Source organism: Armatimonadota bacterium (genome assembly GCA_037138755.1).
Classification (GTDB): Bacteria; Armatimonadota; Fimbriimonadia; order Fimbriimonadales; family Fimbriimonadaceae; genus Fimbriimonas.
In genome coordinates, this window is record JBAXHT010000001.1 from 1751190 (window position 1) to 1775446 (window position 24257).

At 54.7% G+C, this 24257-nt stretch carries 17 protein-coding genes and 1 tRNA gene; 9 read left to right on the forward strand and 9 right to left on the reverse strand.

From position 1 onward, the window contains the following. Positions 1–31: 31 nt before the first annotated feature. Complete coding sequence (locus WCK51_08295; protein MEI7576879.1) at positions 32–982, reverse strand: FAD:protein FMN transferase; 951 nt, start codon at positions 980–982, stop codon at positions 32–34. Here WCK51_08295 and WCK51_08300 point away from each other — a divergent pair. Both WCK51_08300 and WCK51_08305 read left to right on the forward strand, forming a co-directional pair. Beyond that, entirely contained in the window at positions 969–1733 is a 765-nt protein-coding gene (locus WCK51_08300) for an SUMF1/EgtB/PvdO family nonheme iron enzyme (GenBank protein MEI7576880.1), read from the forward strand. The genes WCK51_08295 and WCK51_08300 overlap by 14 nt on opposite strands. Continuing rightward, complete coding sequence (locus WCK51_08305; GenBank protein ID MEI7576881.1) at positions 1733–2677, forward strand: ThuA domain-containing protein; 945 nt, start codon at positions 1733–1735, stop codon at positions 2675–2677. Before WCK51_08300 ends, WCK51_08305 begins: the two co-directional genes overlap by 1 nt. On the opposite strand, the gene WCK51_08310 is transcribed toward WCK51_08305, so the two are convergent. From WCK51_08310 to WCK51_08320, 3 genes are all read right to left on the reverse strand, one after another. Next, on the reverse strand, positions 2674–4011 hold the full coding sequence (locus tag WCK51_08310) for a DUF1501 domain-containing protein (GenBank protein MEI7576882.1): 1338 nt from the start codon (positions 4009–4011) through the stop codon (positions 2674–2676). The two genes, WCK51_08305 and WCK51_08310, sit on opposite strands and share 4 nt — an antisense overlap. Before the next feature lie 55 nt (positions 4012–4066). Further along, positions 4067–7030, reverse strand: coding sequence for a DUF1553 domain-containing protein (locus tag WCK51_08315; protein MEI7576883.1), 2964 nt, complete (start codon positions 7028–7030; stop codon positions 4067–4069). A 316-nt stretch (positions 7031–7346) separates the two neighbouring features. Continuing rightward, positions 7347–7967 carry a redoxin family protein gene (locus tag WCK51_08320; protein ID MEI7576884.1) on the reverse strand — a complete coding sequence of 207 codons (621 nt, stop codon included), beginning with the start codon at positions 7965–7967 and terminating at the stop codon, positions 7347–7349. Between the two features lie 12 nt (positions 7968–7979). Here WCK51_08320 and WCK51_08325 point away from each other — a divergent pair, with 12 nt between their 5' ends. Beyond that, on the forward strand, positions 7980–9281 hold the full coding sequence (locus WCK51_08325) for a hypothetical protein (GenBank protein ID MEI7576885.1): 1302 nt from the start codon (positions 7980–7982) through the stop codon (positions 9279–9281). Positions 9282–9632: 351 nt separating this feature from the next. On the opposite strand, the gene WCK51_08330 is transcribed toward WCK51_08325, so the two are convergent. Then, positions 9633–9708: transfer RNA gene (locus tag WCK51_08330), tRNA-Ala, on the reverse strand. Positions 9709–9825: 117 nt separating this feature from the next. Between WCK51_08330 and WCK51_08335 the strand changes: the two genes are divergently transcribed. After that, positions 9826–10845 carry an LD-carboxypeptidase gene (locus WCK51_08335; GenBank protein ID MEI7576886.1) on the forward strand — a complete coding sequence of 340 codons (1020 nt, stop codon included), beginning with the start codon at positions 9826–9828 and terminating at the stop codon, positions 10843–10845. Between the two features lie 108 nt (positions 10846–10953). Next, a complete protein-coding gene (locus WCK51_08340) occupies positions 10954–13224 on the forward strand; it encodes an alpha-L-arabinofuranosidase C-terminal domain-containing protein (protein ID MEI7576887.1) in 2271 nt (756 codons plus the stop codon). Here the strand turns inward: WCK51_08340 and WCK51_08345 are convergent. After that, a complete protein-coding gene (locus WCK51_08345) occupies positions 13216–14598 on the reverse strand; it encodes a DUF4932 domain-containing protein (GenBank protein MEI7576888.1) in 1383 nt (460 codons plus the stop codon). The genes WCK51_08340 and WCK51_08345 overlap by 9 nt on opposite strands. Positions 14599–14685: 87 nt before the next feature. Between WCK51_08345 and WCK51_08350 the strand changes: the two genes are divergently transcribed. Further along, positions 14686–15606 (forward strand): NYN domain-containing protein, encoded by a 921-nt coding sequence (locus WCK51_08350; protein ID MEI7576889.1) that lies wholly within the window; start codon positions 14686–14688, stop codon positions 15604–15606. Positions 15607–15608: 2 nt separating this feature from the next. Then, the gene (locus WCK51_08355) at positions 15609–17114 is read left to right on the forward strand and encodes an HD domain-containing protein (GenBank protein MEI7576890.1); all 1506 of its coding nucleotides are present in this window, start codon (positions 15609–15611) and stop codon (positions 17112–17114) included. On the opposite strand, the gene WCK51_08360 is transcribed toward WCK51_08355, so the two are convergent. Beyond that, positions 17071–18711 (reverse strand): TrkA C-terminal domain-containing protein, encoded by a 1641-nt coding sequence (locus WCK51_08360; GenBank protein ID MEI7576891.1) that lies wholly within the window; start codon positions 18709–18711, stop codon positions 17071–17073. The genes WCK51_08355 and WCK51_08360 overlap by 44 nt on opposite strands. An 80-nt stretch (positions 18712–18791) precedes the next feature. Here WCK51_08360 and WCK51_08365 point away from each other — a divergent pair, with 80 nt between their 5' ends. Next, the gene (locus tag WCK51_08365; protein ID MEI7576892.1) at positions 18792–21062 is read left to right on the forward strand and encodes a DNA translocase FtsK 4TM domain-containing protein; all 2271 of its coding nucleotides are present in this window, start codon (positions 18792–18794) and stop codon (positions 21060–21062) included. Between the two features lie 248 nt (positions 21063–21310). Here the strand turns inward: WCK51_08365 and WCK51_08370 are convergent, their stop codons facing one another. Next, positions 21311–22042 (reverse strand): Fe-Mn family superoxide dismutase, encoded by a 732-nt coding sequence (locus WCK51_08370; protein ID MEI7576893.1) that lies wholly within the window; start codon positions 22040–22042, stop codon positions 21311–21313. An 89-nt stretch (positions 22043–22131) separates the two neighbouring features. Between WCK51_08370 and WCK51_08375 the strand changes: the two genes are divergently transcribed. Further along, on the forward strand, positions 22132–22581 hold the full coding sequence (locus WCK51_08375; protein ID MEI7576894.1) for a DinB family protein: 450 nt from the start codon (positions 22132–22134) through the stop codon (positions 22579–22581). 112 nt (positions 22582–22693) lie between these two features. Here the strand turns inward: WCK51_08375 and WCK51_08380 are convergent, their stop codons facing one another. Continuing rightward, positions 22694–24250: a hypothetical protein gene (locus WCK51_08380; GenBank protein ID MEI7576895.1), complete on the reverse strand. Its 1557-nt coding sequence runs from the start codon at positions 24248–24250 to the stop codon at positions 22694–22696. Positions 24251–24257 lie beyond the last annotated feature (7 nt).

The window sequence follows — 24257 nt, forward strand, 5'->3', positions numbered from 1 at the left end:
CGGGTCTTTCGATTCCGGGGGGACGCTCGAGTTACTTCGCGACTTTGATGAAAACTTGGGTGCCGGGATAGAGCCTTTGTAGCTTTGCTCGGCCCTTCTCGTCCAGCAGAGTCAGGGCGGTAGAAAGCGGATCGGTCGTGAAGCCGTTCGGGGCGATAATGGTCGCTTGAACCCGGTCGGAGAGACCATAACCGGTGCGGGTATCGACCACATGGGAATAGCGTACGCCGCCAATCTCGACAAACTGTTCGGTATCGCCAGATGACGAGACTGCACAATTTTTGAGATGGAGCGTTTTTGCGGCATTTGGAATCTCGACTTCCCAGCCTTCCTTCTCGGGTGGAGCTTCGCCAAGAACGAGGTCGCCACCCATTTCGATCAGGGCAATCTTGATGCCGTTAGTTTGCAATGCTCGAAGTGCCTGGTCGGAGGCGTAGCCTTTGGCGATCCCTCCTAGATCAAGCTTCATCCCGTCTCGGTCCAGCCAAGCGGTCTGGCTCCTCCGATCAAGATGCAGGAATCGATAACTGACCAAGCCTTGCGCGGCTTTGATCTCCTCGATGGAGGGAAGCACTTTGCTCTTCCGAGCTTTCCGCCAGAGTTGAACGAGTGGGCCGACCGTGCAATCGAATCGCCCGTCCGTCTGCTTCGATATGTGCTGGCTACGGTCAAGAACCTTGAATAGATCGGGTGATAGCTTGATCTTTGTGCCACGCGGTTTTGCGCAAAACTGCATGAGCTCGCTGCTTGGACGGTAGTCACTCATCGCCTGCTCAAGCTCAGCGATGCGTTTAAAGGCGGCCTCGGCAGCCCGGTTTGCGGCACCCTGTGACGAAGCGTATAGAACGATACGGGCATCGATGCCCATGTGGTACTCGACTAAGGTAAAACGGGTGAGTTGTTCAGCCTTCTGGGTCGTCTGACCTTGAGGGACTGAGAATGCCCCCACAAGCCCGAGCACACCTGCTATGACCACTCTCATTGTTGCCCTTTCGCTCATATCGCCTGTTCAGGATACGACAAAGAAGCCGGCTCCTTATACGGAATCGCTCCCTAATTCGGTGGTGAAGATCAACATGGTGCCGATTCCAGGAAGCAAAACGGTGAAACCGTTTTTTATGGCTACGACGGAAACTTGCTGGGAGGCGTTTGATGTGTTTCTGCAGAGCGGTCCACCATCTAAGCCTTATGAGCAGGCGGTTTTTGCCCCCGATGCTGTTGCAAGACCCAGCCGGAGCTACCACCTCCCGGATCGCGGATTCGGACATCGTGGATTTCCGGTTATCAGCGTAAGCTACACGAACTGCGAGATGTTTTGCCGGTGGCTCTCGTCCGTAACGAAGAAGAGGTATCGGCTCCCGACTGAGGCGGAGTTTCTTCATGCCGCAACCGCCGGGGCAAAGGTGCCTTGGAAAATGACAGCAGCGGAGATTGACAAAGTTTCCTGGAACTATGCGAACATCGAAGAAATGACCAGTGCGGTCGCAAAGAAGGCACCGAACGCTTTCGGACTTTACGACACGTTGGGAAATGTCGGCGAATGGTCAACGGATGTAAAGGGTGAGCCTGTCTTATGTGGGCCAACGTTCATGCAGAACCCCGAAGAAGTCTCGCCAAGCTTCAAGCAGAAATGGATTCCGGCCTGGCAAGAGTCCGATCCTCAGATCCCAAAGAGCCGCTGGTGGCTGTCCGATGGCCCTTTCTGCGGGTTCCGAATCGTTTGTGAGGGGTGATGGTCTCGCTCGTAGCGGCCACGGTCTTGGGGCAGAGCACTTTTGAAGTCGGTCCGGCGACGGGCAAGCGCATTGTTCTGATCGGAGGGGATGAGGAGTACCGCTCGGAGGAGATGCTCCCGCAACTAGCGAGGATTCTCTCAGATCGGCATGGCTTCCGTTGCGCGGTGGTGCTTTCGCAAAACGCGAATGGTGAGATCGACCCAGAAAACCAGACTTCTGCTCCAGGAATCTCAGCTCTGGACAAAGCGGATTTGTGCATCTTCATGATCCGATTCCGGCACTATTCCGACGCTGACATGGGTCACTTCGTGCGCTACTTTGAGTCGGGCAAGCCGATCATCGCCATTCGGACTAGCACTCATCCGTTTCAATATCCTAAGGATTCCTACAGTCCGTACCGGTTGTGGAGTTGGGACTCGAAGCAGTGGCCTGGCGGCTTCGGTAAGCAGGTTTTAGGAGAGAGGTGGGTGAGCCACTGGGGTAACCATGGCGTTGAGGCAACCAGGGGAGTTCCCGTCTTGGGGCACCCAATTCTAGCAGGAGTAGATGGGCTGTTCGGGACGACCGACGTCTATGAGGCAGCACCCCCGCCTGATGCAAAGATTCTGATGCGAGGTGAAGTTTTGCGATCGCTCGACCCGAAGGCGCCCGCGGCAACGGGGTTGAGGAAAACCCGGACTGGAGCAGAACAGGGCTTGAACGAGCCGATGATGCCAATCGTCTGGACCAGGGAAGTTCCCAACCGAGTCGTCACAACAACTTTTGGGAGTGCAACGGACTTCCTTGATGATCGCTTCCGAGGCCTCCTTGTCAACGCCACTTTTTGGGGACTCAAGAAACAGGTTCCTCTAAGGGCAGATGTTCGATTCGTCGGTGACTACCGCCCATCCCCGTTCGGTTTTGGCAAATTCAAACGAGGCGTGCGTATCGAGGACCTTTAGGCCAAGATGTCCTTGACGATGTTTCCGTGAACATCAGTAAGCCGGTAGTTTCTACCGCCGTGGAAGTAGGTGAGTTTGGTGTGATCAATTCCAAGTAAGTGGAGCATCGTTGCGTGCAGATCATGGATGTGGACTTTATCCTTCACGGCAAAGAACCCGTAATCGTCAGTCGCACCATACTTGATTCCCGCCTTGACTCCGCCTCCGGCAAGGATCGTCGTGAACCCGTGCGGGTTGTGGTCTCGACCGTCGGTTCCTTGTGCGACCGGCGTTCGACCAAACTCTCCGCTGATGATGACCAGGGTGTCCTTCAACATTCCGCGAGCCTTGAGGTCCTTGATCAAACCAGCGATAGGTTTGTCCACTTCCATGGCATTGCTGCCGTGATCCTTCTTGAGCGCTTCGTGCTGATCCCACTTGTAGGAGTGGGTGACTTGGACAAAGCGAACGCCCTTTTCACTGAACCGACGGGCAAGCAGACATTGGTGTCCAAAATTGCGAGTTTTTGGATCATCCAGACCATACAGCTTCTTGGTCTCTTCGGATTCTCCTGCAATCTCTTGTAGCTCGGGGGCGGCGAGCTGCATTCGGAAGGCAAGTTCGTAGGAGTTGATCCTTCCTTCTAGTGCCGGATCTGGACCGATGTGACCGAGCTGGTCGAGTCCCATTTGCCGCATCAGTTCGATTTCGAGTTTCTGAGCTTCGGCAGGGGTCTCGTCGTTATGGATGAACGGGATTCGAGCATTAGGGGCCTCGATTCCGGCGTTTCCGATCGGCGTTCCCTGGGTGTACGCGGGGAGGAATGCCGAGCTCCAGTTGTTGACCCCGCCGTGGCCCAGGGTCGGGCAGATGGTGAGAAAGCCGGGAAGGTTTTGGTTCTCGGTGCCAAGGCCGTAGGTGACCCATGATCCCATCGAAGGGCGGACGAATGTATCGGAGCCAGTATGCAGTTCGAGCAAGGCCGCGCCGTGGCGCGAGTTAGAACCGTACATCGAGTTGATGAAGCAAAGATCATCAACACACGAGCCGACATGAGGGAAGAGGTCGCTGACCTCGATTCCACTCTCGCCGTAGTGCTTGAACTCCCAAGGGCTTTTCAGAAGGTTGCCCGTAGGCGAAGAGACAATGCGTGGCATTTCGCCGGTGAACGGTTTACCGTGGTCGCGGGTCAGAAGAGGTTTGGGGTCGAACGTATCGACCTGCGAAGGACCACCATGGAGGAAGACGAAGATTACTCGCTTCGCCCGCGCCGGGTACATCGGTGCCTTTGGCGCCAGCGGATTCCTCGACTGCTGAGCATTGGCTTCATCGGCAAGCAAGCCGAGGAACGCCATGTTCCCAAATCCTAACGCACTTGCCCGAAGAAGGTCGCGTCTTGAAAGCTGGTCTCTATTCCACATAAATAAACTCGTTCGCTCCGATCATGGTCTTGCACAGACTCTGCCATGCACTCAGTTTAGGTTCTTTTGATTTGGCATAGGCCTGCTCAAACTTTGCGAGATAGGTTAATGACCGCTCAATCTCCTTCTGGCTCGCGAACCGGCCGAAGCATGAGCGAAACAGATTCTGGATTCTTGCCCGATCGTCGATATCCTTTCTCTCCAACAGTTTGGTCGCCTGAGCCTTCGTTGCATTTAAAACGACTTTGCCGTTCAGCATAAACAGAGCCTGCGGAGCAACGGTTGTACTCGCCCGATCACCATTCATCACAGTTGGGTCGCCGAAGTCGAACGCGGTGTACACATCGTAGACTGCAGCTCGAATAACCGGAAGATAAACCGCTCGTCGTGGGCTGTCGTATTGGATAGGGTTTGCGCTCTGGTCGTTCGTCACGTAAGCACGAGGTGGCAGGTTGATCATTGTTCCTCCCATTTTCCTGTCCAGGGTTCCTGAAACGAAGAAGATGCTGTCCCGAATCGCCTCTGCTTCTAATCGCCGTCGATTGAATCGCCATAGGTATCGATTGTCTGGGTCTTGGTTCGCAAACTTGGCGTCGTATTGAGTGCTCATCTGATATGTGCTAGAGAGCATAATGCGCTTCTGCAGTTTCTTCAGGCTCCACTGATCCTCTTTGACGAAACTCGTAGCGAGCCAGTCGAGCAACTCAGGATGCGAAGGCAGATTTCCAAGGATTCCGAAGTTATCGACCGATCCGACAAGTCCTTTGCCAAACTTCCATCGCCATGTTCGATTGACAAACACTCTGGCAGTTAATGGGTTAGTCGGGCTGGTGATCCAATTTGCCAATTCTAGGCGCCCGCTGTGATCCTTAGGAACGACGACTGGCTGATTCTTGGACATCACGACCGGAACTCCACGGTTGGTGTCTTCGCCGAGGGTCAGGTAGTTGCCTCGGAGGTGAACTTTCAAGTTCTTTGGAGCGGCCTCGCTCACCGCCATCGCGCGAGGAATCGTAGGCTTCGAGTCGTTCAGTCGTTTGATTTCTCCTTCAAGAAGTTTGAGCTCCCCAACTTTCTCAGGAGTGAAAAGGTGATCCGAGTTTTCGGGCAATTCTAGTTTTACGTCTGAGCCCGACCGGACTTGCTCGGCGACTCGAGCGACGACTTCGGGAATCAAGCCGGTTGGCACTTGCTTGGTCGGATGCATCTGTAAACGAGGAGTGAACAAGAAGCGATCAATGTGCGGGAAAAAGTTGTCCCGTTCGAACCGGACTTTATTAGTTCCTTGCTTCAGGACGACGATGCCTTCTGCAAACCACTTCTGATGCTGAGGGTAAAAGCCGCCCGTGCTCTGGTTCGCGGCGGAGGCAAGTGCCAGTTCCCCATTGACGTACACGCGAATTGCTCGGTTCTCTCCTGAGGCATACCGAATGTCGAGCTGATACGATCCGCTTGTGGCAACGGTGACCGAGTACTCCGCGATATTGGGATACATTCCCGCATTGTGGATCACCCCAATTTCTGGGCCATAACCACTTTTGTCTCTGGCGACATTCCCTTGAGTGAAGTCTTCCGCTTCAAGCACGACGGCGCCTTCTGGGCGGGGTCCGTTTCGATCGGTCAGGACTGTTTTAAGCTCAGCTTGATCCTTTTCGGATTGCAGAAATTCCTTGGCTGCCTCAACGTAGGCAGGCTTTTCGCTTTGAAGACGGTTCAGTAAGTTTTGTCTTTCTGCTTTTCTGACTGTGTCGCGTTGCGCAGTTCTTTCCTTCAAAGTTGCTTCGATTTTCTTGAGCCGCTCTTGCGGTTCTTTTGGCCCAAGCATTCGCTCTTGCCACTCGGCAACGACGGTGAACTTATCCATCGTCTTTGTTGACTTAAAAATCCCGGCCATCGAGTAGTAGTCTTTTGCGGTTATGGGGTCAAATTTATGATCGTGACACCGGGCACAGCCGACGGTCATCGCTAGCATCCCCTTGCTGAGGGTGTCAACTTGCTCGTCAATGATGTCAAGCTCTTGCTTTGCAGGATCATCCTCCGCAAGCATTTTTCCGCCCAGCGCGAGGTAACCCGTCGCAACAACCTGACTATCACCTGCCCCAGGTAGCAAGTCGCCAGCGATTTGCTCTTGGAAGAATCGGTTGATTGGCATGTCTTGGTTTATTGCTCCAATCACCCAGTCTCGATATCGCCAAGCATTTAGATAAACGAGGTTTTCATCTAGACCGTTGGAATCGGAGTAACGCGCAACGTCCAGCCAGTGCCGTCCCCAGCGTTCGCCATAAGCGGGAGTTGCCAGAAGACGGTCGATGATTTTTTCAAATGCGTTTGGGGTCTTGTCTGCAATGAATGCGTCGATCTCGGCAGGTGTTGGTGGTAGCCCGGTGAGATCAAATGTTGCACGCCTAATGAGCGTGGCTTTGTCAGCCGCAGGAGCGGGCTTCATGCCTTTTTCTTCAAGTTTCGCGAGTACAAACAGGTCGAGCGGAGACTGAGCCCAGGCTTTGTTCTTCACCTTAGGCAGAACTGGGGTCGTCGGAGGAACAAAAGCCCAGAACTGCTGATTTGCTTTCGTCGCAACTTTCGCGGGCCAGGGCCCGCCTGCTTTTCCCCAAGCAGATACGGCGGCGATTTCTGTTGCGCTCATCTTGCCTCCCGGAGGCATCTTCGTCGAGCCGTTGTACTCCACCGCGGCAGCTACTTTCTTGGCCATGGCCGCCGAAATCGGCTTGTCCAACCGGAGTCCGGCAATTTGCTGCTTGTCGCCGTGGCAAGCCAAACATTTCGAGACAAATACTGGCCTGACCTTCGACTCAAAATGAGCAGCCTGCTCGGGGGTCGCGGTAACCATTCCGACCTGCCCGGCGCTCGCAAGCGTGCCATACATTGCCAAGAACGATCCGGAAAGGATTGCTCCATTTCTGATTAGCTTGCTTTGTAGCTCGCGCGGCATGACCGAATTATACATAGCGAACTGAGCGAGTCTTCTCTGAATCGGGAAACTAGGCGAGGATTGCTGGCCGCCGATTGCAACTTTCCAGAGTTCGAGAACTGAGAAGCAGTGCACTGCAGAGTCCGCACTTCAAACTATCGGGACAGCACAAATTTCGATAAACAGAAAAGTCGAGGTTGGGATTCACTAGACAGGCAGGGAGCGTTGGCCCAAATACTTGGCGATCCTTGCAACTCTCGACTGATCGGAGTCCCGATCCGATCCGCGGAAAACCTAGTAGCTTTGAGACGCTCAGCCGCAGGGGAGTTGAAACCGCCTAAGACTTTTCGGTCCGGAATATACAACCCACTGCTTTTGTTCGCGACATCTTGATGGGTTTGCGGAGTAACGTCAAATCAAGCGCCACCCTCAAGTCAAAGTGTTTGGGTTCCGCTCGAATCTTGCCAAAGTCAACAGCACGGTCGTCTATTCGACCTCGATAAATGATCTGGCCCCCTTTCGAGATGACTACTGCCTCGGGAGAAACTGTTGCGCCAGCGCGTTTGGCGAGCGAATGAATCGAATCTAGGACAAGTGTGCAGTCAAGGCCATAGTCCCGAGCGTGTCGTTTTGCATCTTCCCGGTTCAGATTTGTGTCCGCGTAGACCACGGAAAATTGGACGCCTTTTTCCCCGTAGTGCTTGATAATACGCTTCAACTCTGGCGCGAACATGTTGGCGATCGGACAGTCTGTCAAAACGAACAATAGAACCAATGGTTGTTCCTTAGGGACAAAAGGATCGAAGATGGCTCCTTCGGTGGTCACCCATCGACCTGGTTTAAATTGTCGGTTCATTTGCCCAAGGGTGAAGCTGCCAATCAGCAGTAGTGCTACGGCTCCGAGTGCTGCCCTTACCCTGGCATAACCACCTGCCCGGATCCGCTGAGATTCTGACATACTAGGTGAATTATGCCGAATCTAAAATCCATGATTATCGTGCTGTCGAGCTTTGCAGCCTTCGGCTTCGGAACGTATCAAGCATCTTCAAGCCCGGACACCCCTACATTCTCGAAAGATGTCGCCCCAATTCTTTATAAGCGTTGCGCCTCCTGCCATAGTGACAGTCGCATCGCTCCATTTTCGCTTGTAGGCTACGCGAACGTAAAGAGCCGAGCGGACACTATCGTTGGCGTAACACAGTCCAACTTCATGCCGCCTTGGAAAGCCAAAGCAGACTATGGCCACTTCCGAGACGTTGCCGCCTTGACCAAGCAAGAGAAGAATGTTCTAAAGCGATGGGCTGAAACTGGGACAAAAGAGGGCAACCCGGCGGAAACGCCAAAGCCACCCACGGTAGTTCCTGGTTGGCGACTAGGCAAACCGGACTATCTTCTCGTGCCAGGCAAACTGACCCCGATTCCCGCCGAGGGCAGAGATTTCTTTCGTGACTACTTGATTGATCCGCAAGTCACAAAACCAACGTGGATCCGAGCAATCGACTTTCAACCCAAAGAACAAGGCACCGTACACCATATCATTCCGTCGCTCATCAAGAAAGAGGAAGCTGAGAAACTGCGAAAGATCAAGTTTGATTTTGATGATGACAGTTGGAAGCCAGAGTCGACGCAGAGCGCAGAGGTCTACAATGTTCTTGGATTCTGGTCGACAGGAGCACCGCCGTTCGAATCTCCGGAAGGGACCGCCTTTCTTGTTAATCCCGGAGACTGCTTTATCCTTAATGTTCACTACAAACCGAAAGGAAAGCCGGCAACGGAACAACCACAGGTTGCGCTCTACACCCAAGAGTCCGCCCCTAAAGATGAGATGTCGGTTAACGTAGTCGCGTCTGGTGACATCTACATACAGCCGGGCGAAAAAAATGCCCGATTCTACGCGATCGGGCCAGTAACCCAACACGATACAACGATCTATGCCGTTTGGCCGCATATGCATTACCTTGGGAAGACCTTCAAAGCTTGGGTCAAGTTTCCGGGCGGCTATTCAAAACCGTTAATAGCGATCGACAGTTGGGACCCGGATTGGCAACTGCTCTACTACCTCCAAGAACCGATGCAAGTTCCGAAGGGCTCCAAGATTTACGTGACCGGCACGTATGACAACTCTAGAGACAATCCGCGAAACCCACATTCGCCGCCGAGCGTGGTCGAAGCTGGAGAATCATCACGAGATGAGATGCTCTTCTTCGAGGTGTTTCGGGTCGAGCACAAGCCGAAGGAGAAGGTCGAAACAAAAAAACCTCCCACTGGTTAATCGCCGCTGAGCCAGGTTGTAAGCCTGTGTTTTTGGGGGGAAAGTGGGTCTGACGAGAATCGCTATTTATGTTTGGGTTCTTAGCAAGAAAACTCGGGTTAGAACCTACGAGTACTCACCGCTTACAGTCCCCATTCCGCACGCAAATTGATAAGACTTCTCGAACCAGCTGTTGCGACGTTGCTCCGACATAAGAACTCGAAATCCTAGAACAGCGGTTGGGAGGAAGAAGCAAAGTCCTACTTGATCCAGACGATCGGTTCTCTTCTCACTCTTGCTCTGGCGGAATCGGTTACTTGAATTGAAGCAGAGGCCGCCGAAAACAGCTTTCGACACATCTATAGAGTTGAGTGGTGGAGAATAGGGGGCTCGAACCCCTGACCTCTTCCATGCCATGGAAGCGCTCTCCCAGCTGAGCTAATTCCCCACTCGTAAGCTTTGGACCATCGGCCTTCGGCTTTCAGCGGATGTGGTCCACTAACCAAGATATTACCTCAGCGGTACATCGGGTGCAAGTGGCGGAGGGCACGGTAATCTTCGGATTGTGCTGACTCGCCGAGAAGCGATTGTGGGGATTGCCGCGATTCCTTTTGCCACGCGAGCTAGCTCCCCGAACTCAAGAAAGATGGTCTATCCTCCTCGACTCAAGCCCGGCGACCTCGTCGCCATCCTCTCGCCGGCCGGGGCTGCGGAGTCCGAAGAGAGTTTGGCGCATGCCGTCTTGAACGTCGAGTCGCTAGGCTTGCGCGTCAAACGGATGCCGAATCTTGGCCGGCGGTGGGGGTACCTTGGCGGCACCGACGAGCAACGCGCGGGTGATCTCAACGAGGCGATTCGGGATGATGAAGTGAAAGGGATTATCTGCTTGCGTGGCGGATACGGGACGATGCGGATTCTGCCAATGTTGGACTACAAGGGGTTCTCGCAGAACCCCAAAGTGCTGTTGGGCTACAGCGATATCACTGGATTATTGAATGCGTTCACTCGGAAGTCGGGCGTGGTCACCTTTCATGGCCCGATTGCTGAGGCTAAGTTATTGGGCTTCGAGGGCGAGAATGTTAGGCGCGCGATCATGGAGGGCGAAACACTTGATCTCTTTCCAAACCCGACCGTTTTGGCGGGAGAAGCAGTGTATCCGCCACTCCGCACGATTCAACCGGGCACGGCCAAGGGCCGTCTGATCGGGGGGAATCTCAGTCTGATCGAGCCGTGCGCGGGAAGCCCTTATGGTTCGGATTTCAAAGACGCGATTCTATTTATGGAAGACGTAGCCGAAGCTCCGTATCGTGTAGACCGAATGCTCACTTCGCTCTGGCTCAGAGGAGAGCTGCAAAAGCTGAAGGGAATCGTTTTCGGCGATTTTCGGCTGCCTCGCGACGAGCCGGTCGATCCGGGCCCGGACTCTTTTTCGATGGACCAAGTATTCGATAATCTGCGGATGTGGGTGAAGTGCCCGATTTTTTGTGGACTCCATGCAGGGCATATTCGCGACAAGCTGACTTTTCCGATTGGGGGAATGGTTGAGATGGACGCCGATGCACGAAGCTTACGATTCCTTGATTAGTCTCGCTGCTCTCGCCGGGCGGGCGAGACGCCCCGACTTCTTCGGGATGTACCACCTGCGGTCCCAGTAGATGCTTCACATAGCCAACGGTGCATAATCATAGTCAGTATGTTGGCGCTCCTCTTGCTTGCCCTGAACAAAGCCGCCATCGTCGATATGAAGGTTGACGCCACAAAGACCGGCGTCAAGGTGAGCCCGAGCCTCTACGGAATCTTTTTTGAAGAGATTAACTGTGCCGGCGATGGCGGAATTTATCCGGAGTTGGTGCGGAATCGGTCGTTTGAGGATAGCGACAAACTGGTCGATTGGAAAGTCGTCAAGGGTTCAGCCCGGGTGAGCAACGGAGCTGCCGAACTTGCTCCGGGGACGGTACTTACCAACCCTGGCTTCTACGGCATGAACGTCGTGAAGAATGACCGCTACCAATTTACGCTGCGCTACTCGGCTCCGGAAGATTTGATGGTCACGGTGATGTTCGAGGGAACCGGACAACCGCAGTCGAAGACGGTGGTTCTGAAAGCGGCCACTGAGGGGACGAAGACGTTTGACTACGAGGCAGTAGCGACCGACCCCAAATCGTCGCTGTGGTTAGCGACCGATAAAGCCGTGAAGCTCGATTTCGTCAGTGTTTTCCCTAAGAAGACCTTCAAGAACCGCGAGAATGGGCTTCGCCCAGATTTGATGAACTTGCTGACGGAGATGAAGCCGAGCTTCATGCGCTTCCCCGGTGGGTGTTGGGTCGAAGGCGATACGATGGCGTTCGCCATGCGCTGGAAAACGACGATCAACGATTTGCACTTACGAAAAACCCTGCCCAACATCTGGGGTTATGTGAGCACCAACGGCTTGGGCTACCACGAGTACTTGCAGATGTGTGAGGACCTCAAGGCCGACCCCCTGTTCGTGGTGAATGTCGGAATGTCGCACAAAGAAGTCGTCCCCATGGACAAGATGGGTGAGTTTGTAGACGACGCGCTCGATGCGATTGAGTACGCAAATGGCCCTGTTACATCGCAGTGGGGCGCGGTTAGAGCTAAGAATGGACATCCAAAGCCGTTCAACTTGAAGTACTTGGAGATTGGCAACGAGAATGGAGGGCCAGCCTACAACGAGCGGTACAAGCTGTTCTATGACGCGGTGAAAGCTAAGTACCCAAGCGTCATCACCATTGCGAACCTCTGGGGTGGACTACCGACCAGCGCACCCATCGAAGTGATCGACGAACATTACTACAACAACCCGTCGTTCTTCTTCCGGAACGCGAATCGCTACGACAACTACGACCGAAAAGGTCCAAAGATTTATGTCGGCGAGTACGCCGTCACAAGCGGTTGCGGAAACGGCAACCTCATTGCCGCGCTGAGCGAGGCGGCGTTTATGACCGGAATGGAGCGCAACAGCGACGTTGTTACAATGTCGTCGTATGCTCCGCTATTTGCAAACGTCGATAAGAAAGCTTGGAACCCGGATCTGATCTACTTCAATTCAAACCAGGCCGCCGGAACTCCGTCTTACTTCGTTCAGAAGATGTTTGCTCGGAATCGACCGGATGTCACGGTCGAGACCGACGTTCCCAAACTTCCAGAAGTGAAGAGCTACTTCCAACCAGGTGGAGTCGGGATCGGTACCTGGATCACCAAGGCCGAGTTCAAGGAGATGTCGGTCACCGAAAACGGCAAAACGACCCAACTCGACCCGGCGGCATTCAAGAAGGAGCGTGGAGATTGGACGATCAAGGATGGAGTTGCCACCCAGAATTCGATGAGCGAGCGATGTCGGCTCGTCTTGCCGATGCCTAAGTCGAACACGTATACGTTCCGAACCAAGGCACGCAAGATCAGCGGAAACGAAGGGTTCCTGCTCACCGTCGGTCACCAGGATGAGTCCCGATGGGTCTGGCTGAACCTCGGTGGTTGGCGCAACACTGAACACGGCGTTGAGTGGAACGGCTCGGGGCGGATCACGAACAATATTCCAGGCAAGATTGAAGCTGGTCGATGGTACGACATCGAGATCGACTACTCGCCTGAGCGAATAGTCTGCAGACTGGATGGTGAGAAAATCTTTGACGAAAAGGCTCCCAGTAGTCCGGTCTTTTTCCAAACCGCCGGGATTGATCGGCAGGCGAACGAACTCATCATCAAGGTCATCAACGGCAGTGGGGGATCAGTCAGCACCAATTTGAATCTGCAAGGTGCAAAACCTGATGGCGTAGCTAAGATTGAGATCCTTCGCCACGACGACCCGATGGCAGAAAACACGCTGGACAATCCGAGAAATGTCGCTCCAATGCAGTCGAAACAGAGATACTCTGGTGGGCGACTCATGTACGATGCAAAGCCTTACTCACTGGGCATTGTTCGGGTTCCGCTACGATAAGTCGGAAGTCTTAAACTCGAGGATGGCTGGCTCGAAAGGGAAGCCTTCCTTGCTTTCATAGGACTCGCCATACATGTTTCCAAACTGATACCTGTACGCCTTGTTTGGTTCCAGTTTTAGGTTGAATTCGACTGACGTGCCATCGGGACTCCAATGGCCTCCGGAGGACCCGTCGGGCCAAGGCGTTAAGGTAGCGCCGATGAGTCCCTTGCGACCTGCGATCATAGGGCGATCAAACTTGACTTTCAGGATGTTGACGCCAGGGGAGACGGTCTCCCCGGCCCGGATCGAGGTGCTCTCAATCTTAGGAATCTTGGCCAGGTTAGTCTCGAGATCAGCCGCTTCCCTCCGGAAGAACTCAGCAACACGAGGCATGAAATCTTTGAATTTGGGATACTGCTTTCGCTCAGACTGAAACTGATCAATGAGATCAACGAGCCTCTTGGTCCAGAAAAAACCTCTTCGATGCTCGGCGGCGAGAGCTTCTTTGGCTTCCGACGACGACATTCTTTCTTGAGCGAACTTCACGGTCATTGCTCGCACCAGCGACTCTTGAATCATTACTTTTGCGCTGCCATACGCCTGATCGGCCAGGATCGCCTTTCTTGAAGGGAAAATTCTTTCTGCGGAGTCGCCAAAGGAGTCCCACGTGGCATCTACATATCCATTTGTGTATGTATGGCAAAACTCGTGGACGACGCGAGCTCGATCATCAGAATCATAAACTGGCAACCCAGTTGAATCGTAGACAGTCCCCAAAATGGGCAGAATCTCCATTCTTGCCCTCGGATACGTGACAGTCATCCCGTAATTGGCGCCGCCATTCAAGAGCCCTGGAATCGCGGAGAAAGGGGCGTTCTTCCTCACGCCGAACATTCCGTCGAACCAAGCAGAATAGGGGTACTTCGCAAGTTCGTGGGAGAGACTTTCTGCGGCTTGACGATAGAACTTCGCTTCCGACGCGAAGAATCCGTTCGCGTCCGTAGCCTTCGTGAACTGCTCCAAAAGTTTTGCAAACGCCTTCGCATCGTCGAGCTTCCACCGACTCGAGAGGCTCTTCCGCAAGTCGCTATCGGCCATTTTGAACGCGAAGTTATCTGTTCGTAGGTGGACCGCAAATGACGCGACAGCGTCAAATCCAATTCCACTCTCCTCGCGAACTTTGAGGGCGTACTTCACGGCGGGATGATCCTTGTACTTCCCGAAGTGGGAATCGACCCGCTTAACATATGGCGCGTCCGCCGGAGCCATGCTGTATTCGTCAGCTTCGGCGAGGCGGAAGATGATCGATAAGAGCTCGACTCTCGGGTTGACCTGAACAGGTATGGAGTGCTGAACCAGAGTTCCAAGTATCGAGAGCACGACAAGCGGCATAACCACTTTACGCGCCGCATGTTTGTAGGAGTTCCCCTGCAGAATCTGACGTAGGAATCGGGGAATGTTCCATCATATAGGGATTCTATGAAGATTAACAAAACCTATGCAGCCCTTTACATTGACTTCGAAAACATCTATCACTATCTTCGCAAGCGAACGATTGATGCCGAGCGCACCCAAGATATCCTCCTCGAGCTAGTTCAAAACCTACGCAAGACTCTCAACGAGGAGCACGGGACAATGTGTATCGTCCAGTACGCCTACGCCGACTTCGAACAGATCGAGGTGAATGCGCAGGGTCAGCTCTTCCTGCTCGGCGTCGAAACCCGAAACGTGGTGGGTACTGAGCACAAGAACGCAGCCGATATGCGACTCTGCATCGATGTGATGGAGACAATGTACACCCGGAACGAGATCGACACGTTCGTGTTGATGGCGGGCGATCGCGACTACATTCCGGTACTTCAACACCTCCGAAAGCATGCGAAGACGGTTCAAGTCGTGGCATTTAAGGAGAACATTTCCGGTGACTTGCTGACCCTCGTCGGTGATGGCTACATTGACGCCTTCTCGCTCCTGAGTAAGGTTGCGATGAGCGAACTAGAAGTCGGCCGCGAGCGACTGAGCGAAGCGATGGCCGTTCAACGCGAAGCAAGCAACGAGCGAGCCGAGCAGATCGCCGAGGCTCGTGCTGTCGGGAAAATGAAGAAGGTGACCTTCGAGCGCGTCCAGCGAGTGGAAGATAAGAACATGCTGATTGCTCTCGAGGTCATGCTTCACAACTTTAAGGATAAACCCGAAGTCTGGTTCTCGCCATATCTAAATAAGCTCCGAAACGAGCTTCAGCACTTGGCGGAGTACGAGCGTAAAGCCATCGTTACGAATCTTGAAATGGCGGGGGTTGTTAAGGTCGAGAAACGGCGCGGAGAACCGCACGACTACTCGGTCTTGCTCGTCAACTGGGATCACCCGGACGTGCAAGAGCACAATCCTGACCTTCAGTAGCCATGCATCCCGCCCTCGAAACCATCCGATCATGCGTGGTCGGAACGCCTTTCGAGGGCGATTTGTATTTAGTCGGAGGGGCAGTCCGGGATTCTTTGCTGGGGCTCGACGGCTCAGATGACCTTGATCTCGTCTCGACTCAGCCCGCTTCCGCGCTGGTGGAGTTGCTTTGGAATCGTGGTGTCTGTGATTTCCATCCCGTCGTCTATGAGCGGTTTGGGACAGCAATGGTATCGGTTGGTGGGCAGAAAGTCGAGGTAGTCCAGACTCGACGGGAGTCCTACTCTGCTCGTTCCCGCAAGCCCTCAGTTCAGCCAGGGACGCTTCGCGAGGATGCTGAGCGGAGGGATTTCACGATCAACTCCTTGATGAGATCGCTTAACGATTGGTCGCTTGTGGATCCGCTCGGATGTGGCGTTGACGATCTTCAAAATGGTGTCCTCAGAACCCCGTTGGAACCTAGAAAGACATTCCACGATGACCCCCTCCGTATGCTCCGAGCCGTCCGATTCCGGCATCGGTTTGGCTTCTCGTATTTCGAAGGATTGGCGGAAGCGATTTCTATTTCGGCTCCAAGATTGAAGATCATTTCGACGGAAAGGATTCGAGACGAGGTGTTCAAAATGCTGCTACATCCTTCCGCGTCGGCTGCCTTGGACGACCTCTTGTCACTCGGCTTACTTGAGCAATTCTTGCCTGAGTTCCTTCCTCTCAAGGGTTGTGAGCAAGGGGAGTGGCACTACCAGGATGCCTGGGATCACACACGGCAGGTGGTGGATAACTTGCATAACCTATCAAGACGGATCGGGAAGATTCAGGTCGAATCGGTAGAGTCAGGCGAGGATCATGACTTGGAGCCAGTCGCCCACCTCACCCCCCAACCCCCTCTCCCCCCTGGGGCGGAAATGGGGAGTCCGGGCATTGCTACGCTCCTTGCCGGCCTCTTCCATGACGTTGCCAAACCGCAAACTCGCACCGAACCGGTGCCCGGAGAGGTGCACTTTTACGGCCACGATCATGAAGGGGCGAAGGTCGCCCGTCGGGTTCTGAAACGGCTGAAAGTGCCGGGAGACACTATCGACGTTGTCTCGATCCTGGTTGAAAACCATATGCGGCTGAGCAGTGCAAACGAGTTCGGAACTCCGGCGATTCGGCGGCTGATTCGGGATATGGGTGAGCAGTTGGATCCGCTTCTCGACCTCTGCGAGGCAGATCGACTCGCTCACAAGAATGGGGCTCCGCTGACCGATCTGCGCCAGCGGATTGACAAAGTCCGTAAAGAAACCCCAGCGGAGAGCCTGGAGAGTCCGCTGTCAGGCGAGGAGATCATGGAACTGCTCTCGCTCCCACCAGGGCCAGAGGTAGGCGTCTGGAAAAAGAGACTGGTCGAAGCCTTGATCGAAGGAACGATTGAGGATCCTGACTCCGCTAGGGCCTGGCTACTCAATGGGATCGCAGTCGGGGTTACTTCAACATCGTCAGCAACAGATTCGCCGCAACAATCTTGAACACCGTCGCGAACGGCGACGAAGTCGCGTAAGCCGTAGCCGGCAGTTCATTGCCAGTCTGTCCCACCGAAAAAGCCAGCGTGACAGGCTGGGTTTGAGCTGCGGCGTAGACTCCAAAAAGTGTGTTTAGAGGAATCTTCATCACATAGAATCCCCAAAACAATACGACCAGGCCACAAGCGAGGGAAGAAGCCACGCCCGCGATGAGCATTGGCACGGCCGCCCCGCTATGTAGAGTCTCCGAGAATTGGTAGCCCGACTTCAATCCAACTCCTGCGGCGAAGATCGCGAGTCCAAACTGGCGAAGCGTCGCATTCGCAGTGTGCGAGATGTTCCAAATAATCGGCCCCGTTCGCTGAAGGCGACCGAGGACAAGCGCAACCAGGAGCGGTCCGCCTGCGAACCCGAGCTTAAAGGTCGCGCCTCCCGGTGCCGGAAGAGGGATTTCGCCGATCAGGAGACCAAGCAGCATCCCGAGCCCAAGCGACGCTAAATCAGCGTCCATGAGCCCTCGGGGCTTATCTCCGAGAAACTTGCTGACCGCCTCATGCTGCTCCCTGCGAGCAAGTACCCGCACCCGGTCTCCTAGCTGTAGTACGGTTTCACCCGTCGGAATAAACTCAAAGTCGCCCCGCTTTACCCGAGTGATGACCGCGCCGAACTCTTTTGCAAGCTTGAGCTCGGACAAGGCACGACCGGCGATCTTCGTGTTCGAGACGATAACGCGGCGGAAGTCGAGCTGCTCGCGGTCGTGCTCAAGGTGGACATCCGTCATCTCTCCGATTCGACTCGCAACTCGCTGAGCTTGACTATCCGATCCGATCACGCTGACCAAGTCGCCCAATTCAAAAGTGGTTCGACTGGTGACGACTTCATCGACACCTTCGCGCCGCCGCCGCCCGAAAGTGAAGGCATTGCCTAGTTCGCCGGCGATCTGACGAACTTCGAGGCCCACTGCACTCGGATCAGTTACTCGAACCGTAAACGCCTCTATCTTCTCGCTCATCAGTCGATGAGCAGGAATCGTCTTCGCCTCTTCTTTGAGGTTCACTCCAGTGAGTTTTCGGAACAGGGGAATCAAGAGCAAGGGAATCAGAATTCCGGGTGGGTAGCTGATGGCATACCCAGCCACGACCGGGGCCAACTGAGTCTCGCTCATCCCCCCTGAGCGAAGGGTATCGAGGGCAGAGGCAAGCGCCGGAGCGTTAGTAAGTGACCCGGAGAAGACAGTCGAAGCGATTCCACCGCTGAGTCCAAAGTGACGACCCAGAACCCAAACAGATCCAAACGAGACAAGTAGCGACCCGACCGCCAGCCCGCTCTGCCGGAGCCCTTGACGATTCAGAGCCCGAAAAAAGGATGGGGCCGATGAGAGGCCGACTGTATAAACAAACAGCGATAGCCCTAAGAAATAGATGAGGTCGGGCAGCTTGAGTCCAGGGTCCAATGAGCCTACGCCAATGCCAACGAACAGAACCATGGCAACCCCTAACTGAACGCCGGCTATTTTGATTTGACCGAGAACGAAACCGACGGCGACGACCAGGATCAGTAGGAGTAACGGGTTTGATTTCAGCAACTCGATGAGCCAGGTCATTACTGAGTAGCTTACCAAGCAAACAAAACAGGTCTATAATGTAGGAAGCGAGCACAAGGATGGTGCGAAGTGAGAATAAAGTGAGCGCAAAACGGCGTTCGAGTCCGGCGAAGACCAAGCCGAGAAGCAAGGAAGCGACCTCCACAAAAGGAAGGGCCAGCCATCGGCGTTACGACATCGTCGGAATTGGCTTTTTGGCATTGGCAGCACTCTGTGTTGTAGCACTGATGTCTCGAAACGCCGGAGTCGTAGGCGGCTTCATGCGCGATGCCTTTGGACTATTGTTCGGACGCGGTGCCTGGGTGATGCCGGTAGCTTTTGCGGTTCTAGGTTGCACATATCTGCGAGGACATTCGAAATCCGGCTCGTGGATACCGGCCCTCGGCGTTTCCCTGTTGGTCTGCGCCTTGTTGGGTGGATTTGCCCGAGCGACAGGTGCGGACTATTTTGATCCGAAACAAATGGCTCTCGGCGGCGGCTACGTCGGCGCGCTCGTTGCATCGCTGTTTTCTTCTCTGTTTGGCGAAGTCGGCAAGATTGTGGCGTGTGTCGCGACGGGGCTGATCGGCACCGTTTTGTGTCTCGATAAGCCGCTTCGGGCACTGTACACCGATTTCCGTGACAGGGCCGCGCTTCCTGCCTATGAGGAAGAAGAGAGTGTTCCTCAAAGAGCGGTTCGCGCGGGCAGAGCTGTCGTCGGAATGCCCGAAGAAGAAGACCTTCGCAAGAAATCCTTGCCCCAGGGATTTGTTGAAGATCCAGTTTCTGAACCTGTCGCTAAGCGGTCTCCGATCATCCGAGATCATACCGACGCTCCGCGCCCGGAGAAGGCGAAGCCAGAGTTTTCGATAGAGTCAACGACTCCCAAGGAGGGCTATCAGCTGCCATCCATTTCCGCTCTGAACGAACCAGCTGAGAAGCCAAAGCGAACGGCGGCCGAGATGCAGCAAAACATCGAGACCATTGAAGGGACGCTTGAGCAGTTTGGCATTGATGCTAACGTTGTCGAGGTCGCCACCGGGCCGACGATCACCCGCTACGAAATTCAGCTTGGGGCAGGAATCCGGGTGGCTCGGATTGTCTCGCTGGCTGACAACATCGCGATGGACATGGCGGCGACGATGGTTCGGGTCGAAGCCCCGATTCCAGGCAAGGCGGCGATTGGCTTGGAGATTCCAAATGCCAAATCGTCCATGGTAAATATCCGAGAGTTGGTCGAATCGAAGGAGTTCATGGATCATCCTTCGCGGCTGTGCGTTGCGCTGGGCAAAGACGTTGCCGGAGTTAACCGCTACGCTGATCTGACTAAAATGCCCCACCTGCTGATCGCGGGGGCGACTAACAGTGGAAAGTCGATTGGTCTCGCAACGCTGATTACTTCGCTGTTAATGCGCAACACGCCGAAGGATCTCCGGCTGGTCATGATCGACCCGAAGCGGGTTGAATTGACGCTATTCGATCAGATTCCTCACCTTCTTTGCCCGGTCATCAAGGACGTCAAGGAGGCACCAGGCGTTCTGATGGCAGTAAGAGCCGAAATGGATCGTCGGTATGACTTGCTCTCCGAGAAGGGAGTTCGTAACATTGACGGTTGGAACGCCAAGGCTTCGTATGCCGACAAGCTTCCGTACATCGTCGTCATTATCGACGAGCTTGCCGACCTCATGATGCAGGCCAAGCAGGACGTCGAGGGTTCGATTGTCCGGCTTGCTCAGCTCGCCCGGGCCGTGGGAATTCACCTCGTCATCGCCACTCAGCGGCCCTCGGTTGACGTGATTACTGGAACCATCAAAGCGAATATTCCTTCGCGAATCGCCTTCTCCGTGGCCTCGCAAATTGACTCGCGTACCATTCTTGACTCGAAGGGCGCCGAGGCACTCATTGGTCGTGGGGACATGCTGTACATGCCGATTGACGCCACGAAGCCGATGCGGGTGCAGGGCTGCTACGTTGCCGAGACGGAAATCGAAGCGATCTGCAAGCACTGGCGAGAGCAAGAGGCTCCGAATTATGCATTCGATCCGGCGGAGTTTGAAGCTTCGGATCCGGTGAAGGCAGCGGGCGACTTTGGCGGCGAGGTTGACCCGATGTGGGAGGAGGTCGTTCGGTACTCAGTGGAGACCGGTCAAGTTTCAACTTCGATGATCCAGCGCAAGTTCCGACTTGGCTTCCAGCGGGCGTCTCGGTTGCTCGACGAGATGGAGGGGCGGGGAATCATTGCCGCGAAGGATGGTCCACGACCGCGGGAGGTTCTGCTGGCCTTGGCTGATCTTGAGTCGGTTTTTGGCGGTGCGTCGTCGGCTCCGAAGTATGAGATGGGAACGAGCATTGACGATTGGGAAGAGGCGTAAGCCGATTACCGGAGCTCTTTTTCATTGTTTGAACAGAGACCTGTCACGCAATAAGGTAGGCCATTAGACTGAAGAAATGACTCGATTTGAAGAAAAGTTGGGGAAGGTTGGGTAGCAGCCCCGCGCCGGCCCATGGCCAATCCCCACCCGAGACACCCCCGATTCCATCGCATTCGCTCTGGAACCGAAGTTGCCCCGGGACCCGTGCCCCAGGCGGCGGAGCCGCTGTGGGGTGACGGTTTATCTACTTATTTGCCCAGACCCTTATGGAGTCGGGCGTTGACGGCATCCCAGTCGATGACATTGAGATAGGCATCGATGTACTTCGCTCGGGCGGTTTGGAAGTCGAGGAAGTAAGCGTGCTCGTAGACGTCTAACGCAAGGATCAGGGTTGAGTTCCAGGACGGGAAGGTGTCTTGAGCGTCGCCGATGAAGTTGAATACTCGCTCTTCGTCGTGGTCGTAGGCAAGGTAGACCCAGCCTCGGGCGCCGATTCCGGTGGTCTTCAGGTCCTTTGCCCAGGCTTCGTGCGAGCCGTAGGCTTCGTTGATCAGGCCAGCGACATCGCCGGTTGCGGGGCCGCCGCTACCGCCGATGGTGTCGAAATAGACGTTGTGGTTCTTGTATCCGCCGTAGGCGAAGGCGTAGTTGACCTTAAGGGCGCGGATCTGGGAGTAAATCTGGTTGGCCTTGGTCGCGTCCATTTCCATCTCGGCGAGGGCCTTGCGAATCTCGTTGGTCTTGTTGGCGTAGCCTTGCCAGAGGCCGAGGTGGGCTTTGTGAGTGGCTTCGCTGATGCCGTGGGAAGCAGTCTTCAGGGCTTTGGCGATGTCGGCTTCGGTGGGGACGTGAACGAGTTTTGGTTCCATTTTTCGCAGTTTCCTAACCTGTTCTACGCCCATCGAACCCATCCCGGTAGCAGAGATGCCCACCGCTGCGGTGGCAGCAAGTAGGCCGCGTCGAGAGAGGGAATTATCCATGAGTGCAGAATTTTCGGTACAAGAGAAATCTACTCTAAAACCCCCTTGCTTATCGCGAGGTTAAGGATTATAAACAAGGTGGGACAACTATGAAGGGCTACCTGAGTTCTCTTGAGAACACACCAAAAACGCTCGTCAACCTCGTTGATCAGGTGAAACCTGACCACTACGACGATTACACGGATCCGAAGAGGTTCACCTTGCGGGAGCTGATCGCGCACCTTGCGGATTTCGACGACATCTTCCTAGACCGACTGAGGTTAGCCCACGAGTCCCCCGGAGCCTCGGTCGTTTCGCTCGACCCAGACGCCCGAGCCGCCGAAAAACACTACGCAACCCGTGACGTCCATCACGAGCTTGAGGTTTTCGAAAATCGGCGACGGGATCTCATCGACTTCCTGGCCAACCTATCGCCAGAGGACTGGGAGAAGAAATTTCATCACCCTGACCTAGGAGATGTGACGATCGAGTCCTACGCGAATATCATCTTGGCTCATGACCTGAGCCACGTTTCGCACGCGAGTTCTTATTTGCGGTAAATCCAAGTACCTCTCTAAGATTAGAGAGGTCGGTGAGACTCCGGTCGAACCGGGTCCGCCGACTGGTCGACGTTAAGCTCCCTCCCCCCTAACGGGGTTGGGGGTTAGGGGGCTATTGCGCAGGGACGTACAGCTTGTACGTGTACTCCAGGTGCAAGCACTCGCCAGCCTTAGCCTTCGGCTTCCAGGTGAGCTTCCCGGTTGAGTTCATCTGCCGCAGGCCCTTGGTGGTTTTGACAACGGCGGGTTCGCCGTCAGCTTTGATTAGCTCGCCAGTGAACTGCTTGACCAGGTTCAACTGAACTTCCTCTTTGCGAGAGTTAGTGATTTCTAGCGTTCCCTTAACGGTGACCAAGTCCCAGCGGGGGTTGTTGTATTGGTCGCGGATGGCGGCTCGCTCGCGGCTGACTTCTTCTTCGTTCGCCTCGGGGCGAACGTCGAGGGCTTTGTTGATGCGAAGCGAGACTTCGCCGCCAGCCGGGATGTAGTTCATCATCGTCTGGCCGATGAGTTCGCCTTTGTTGAAAATCGTCGCTGCGCCGGTGGTCAGCGGCTTTCCTGAACCGTTTTTGAACTTGACGGTGTGCCAAATCTCTTCGGCATCTTGGGGGTTGTTTGCGGGAACAGGTCTGTAGTTGCCGCTCGCGTCCACTCTGTCGTCGATATCCCAAGTGTATATGTGTTCGTACTTGCTGTCGAACTTGAACAGGTTCTGATAGATGCGTGAGTTCTTCTTGGAAGAGAACTTGTCGAGGTCGTAGAAGAAGAGATCGCCGATCTGCTCTCCGCCAGCCTGCGCTGCGTTGCTTCCGCCCCAGTTGACGTCGGCCGCCATTCCTGGCGCGTATGCGTTTTGGGTCATCATCTCGCTGGCTCGGCCACGCATTCCTCCGCCTCCGGGGCCACCGGGCATGCCTCCGGTCGAAAGCGTCCCCAACCAAACATCGTTGGACATGCCGGCAGTAAACGGATCAAGAATGTCCTTGAATTGCAGATTTGGGAATCCGGTAATGAGCCTCACCGGAACCTGGTCTAGCGCAAGCAAATCATTCATCACGGTCGCCTTGCTGGCGACGGTGAGGGTGCCTTCCTTGGTGATATCCACCGCATAGCCGGGTGCCCAGGAGACGCCGCGCTCGAGGGACATCATCATCACCTCTTTGGTCTTCTTGTCAGCCTCAATCGTATAGAACTTCTGGGTCGAGTCGGTTTCGACGGTCTGCTTCCATTCAAACTTGTCGTCGCTAGTTTTGAGGAACTTGATGGAGTCTTTTCGGATCGCGACGTTGCCGCTTTGGGTTTCGAGGATCAGGAGGTCTCCGTCGGCGGACTTGATTTTGCCGTCCTGGGGTGGCGCCATTTGGCTCTCAATGTAGACCTGCTTACCGACGTTCTTGCGAACGAGCTGATCGAAGTTCGCGAGGTTCTGTTCGGTCTTGGTTTTGGATGCGCTTTCGTTGGTCCGAATCTGCTTCAGTTCGCCTTCTGGAGTCCAAAACCAGAGAGTGCCGAGCGAAGCCTGTGGAACCTCAACGACGTTCGCCGCGCCATCTTTCAGTTTGATGCGGCGGGTGACGAAGGCAAAGCCGTTTTTAAACATCGAAACCGAAACGATCTCCGGCGATGTCATCTCGGTTTTGGCCTGAAGGAGCACAGCTCCTGCGAACATTGTCGAA

Bases quoted from the DNA above. Each gene is read 5' to 3' on its own strand.
- WCK51_08375 (MEI7576894.1), top strand. From the start codon at position 22,132: ATGAAGGGCTACCTGAGTTCTCTTGAGAACACACCAAAAACGCTCGTC.
- WCK51_08315 (MEI7576883.1), bottom strand. From the start codon at position 7,030: ATGCCGCGCGAGCTACAAAGCAAGCTAATCAGAAATGGAGCAATCCTT.
- WCK51_08350 (MEI7576889.1), top strand. From the start codon at position 14,686: ATGAAGATTAACAAAACCTATGCAGCCCTTTACATTGACTTCGAAAAC.
- WCK51_08370 (MEI7576893.1), bottom strand. From the start codon at position 22,042: ATGGATAATTCCCTCTCTCGACGCGGCCTACTTGCTGCCACCGCAGCG.
- WCK51_08360 (MEI7576891.1), bottom strand. From the start codon at position 18,711: ATGACCTGGCTCATCGAGTTGCTGAAATCAAACCCGTTACTCCTACTG.
- WCK51_08380 (MEI7576895.1), bottom strand. From the start codon at position 24,250: ATGTTCGCAGGAGCTGTGCTCCTTCAGGCCAAAACCGAGATGACATCG.
- WCK51_08295 (MEI7576879.1), bottom strand. From the start codon at position 982: ATGAGAGTGGTCATAGCAGGTGTGCTCGGGCTTGTGGGGGCATTCTCA.
- WCK51_08305 (MEI7576881.1), top strand. From the start codon at position 1,733: ATGGTCTCGCTCGTAGCGGCCACGGTCTTGGGGCAGAGCACTTTTGAA.
- WCK51_08310 (MEI7576882.1), bottom strand. From the start codon at position 4,011: ATGGCGTTCCTCGGCTTGCTTGCCGATGAAGCCAATGCTCAGCAGTCG.
- WCK51_08320 (MEI7576884.1), bottom strand. From the start codon at position 7,967: ATGTCAGAATCTCAGCGGATCCGGGCAGGTGGTTATGCCAGGGTAAGG.
- WCK51_08300 (MEI7576880.1), top strand. From the start codon at position 969: ATGACCACTCTCATTGTTGCCCTTTCGCTCATATCGCCTGTTCAGGAT.
- WCK51_08340 (MEI7576887.1), top strand. From the start codon at position 10,954: ATGTTGGCGCTCCTCTTGCTTGCCCTGAACAAAGCCGCCATCGTCGAT.
- WCK51_08325 (MEI7576885.1), top strand. From the start codon at position 7,980: ATGCCGAATCTAAAATCCATGATTATCGTGCTGTCGAGCTTTGCAGCC.
- WCK51_08355 (MEI7576890.1), top strand. From the start codon at position 15,609: ATGCATCCCGCCCTCGAAACCATCCGATCATGCGTGGTCGGAACGCCT.
- WCK51_08345 (MEI7576888.1), bottom strand. From the start codon at position 14,598: ATGCCGCTTGTCGTGCTCTCGATACTTGGAACTCTGGTTCAGCACTCC.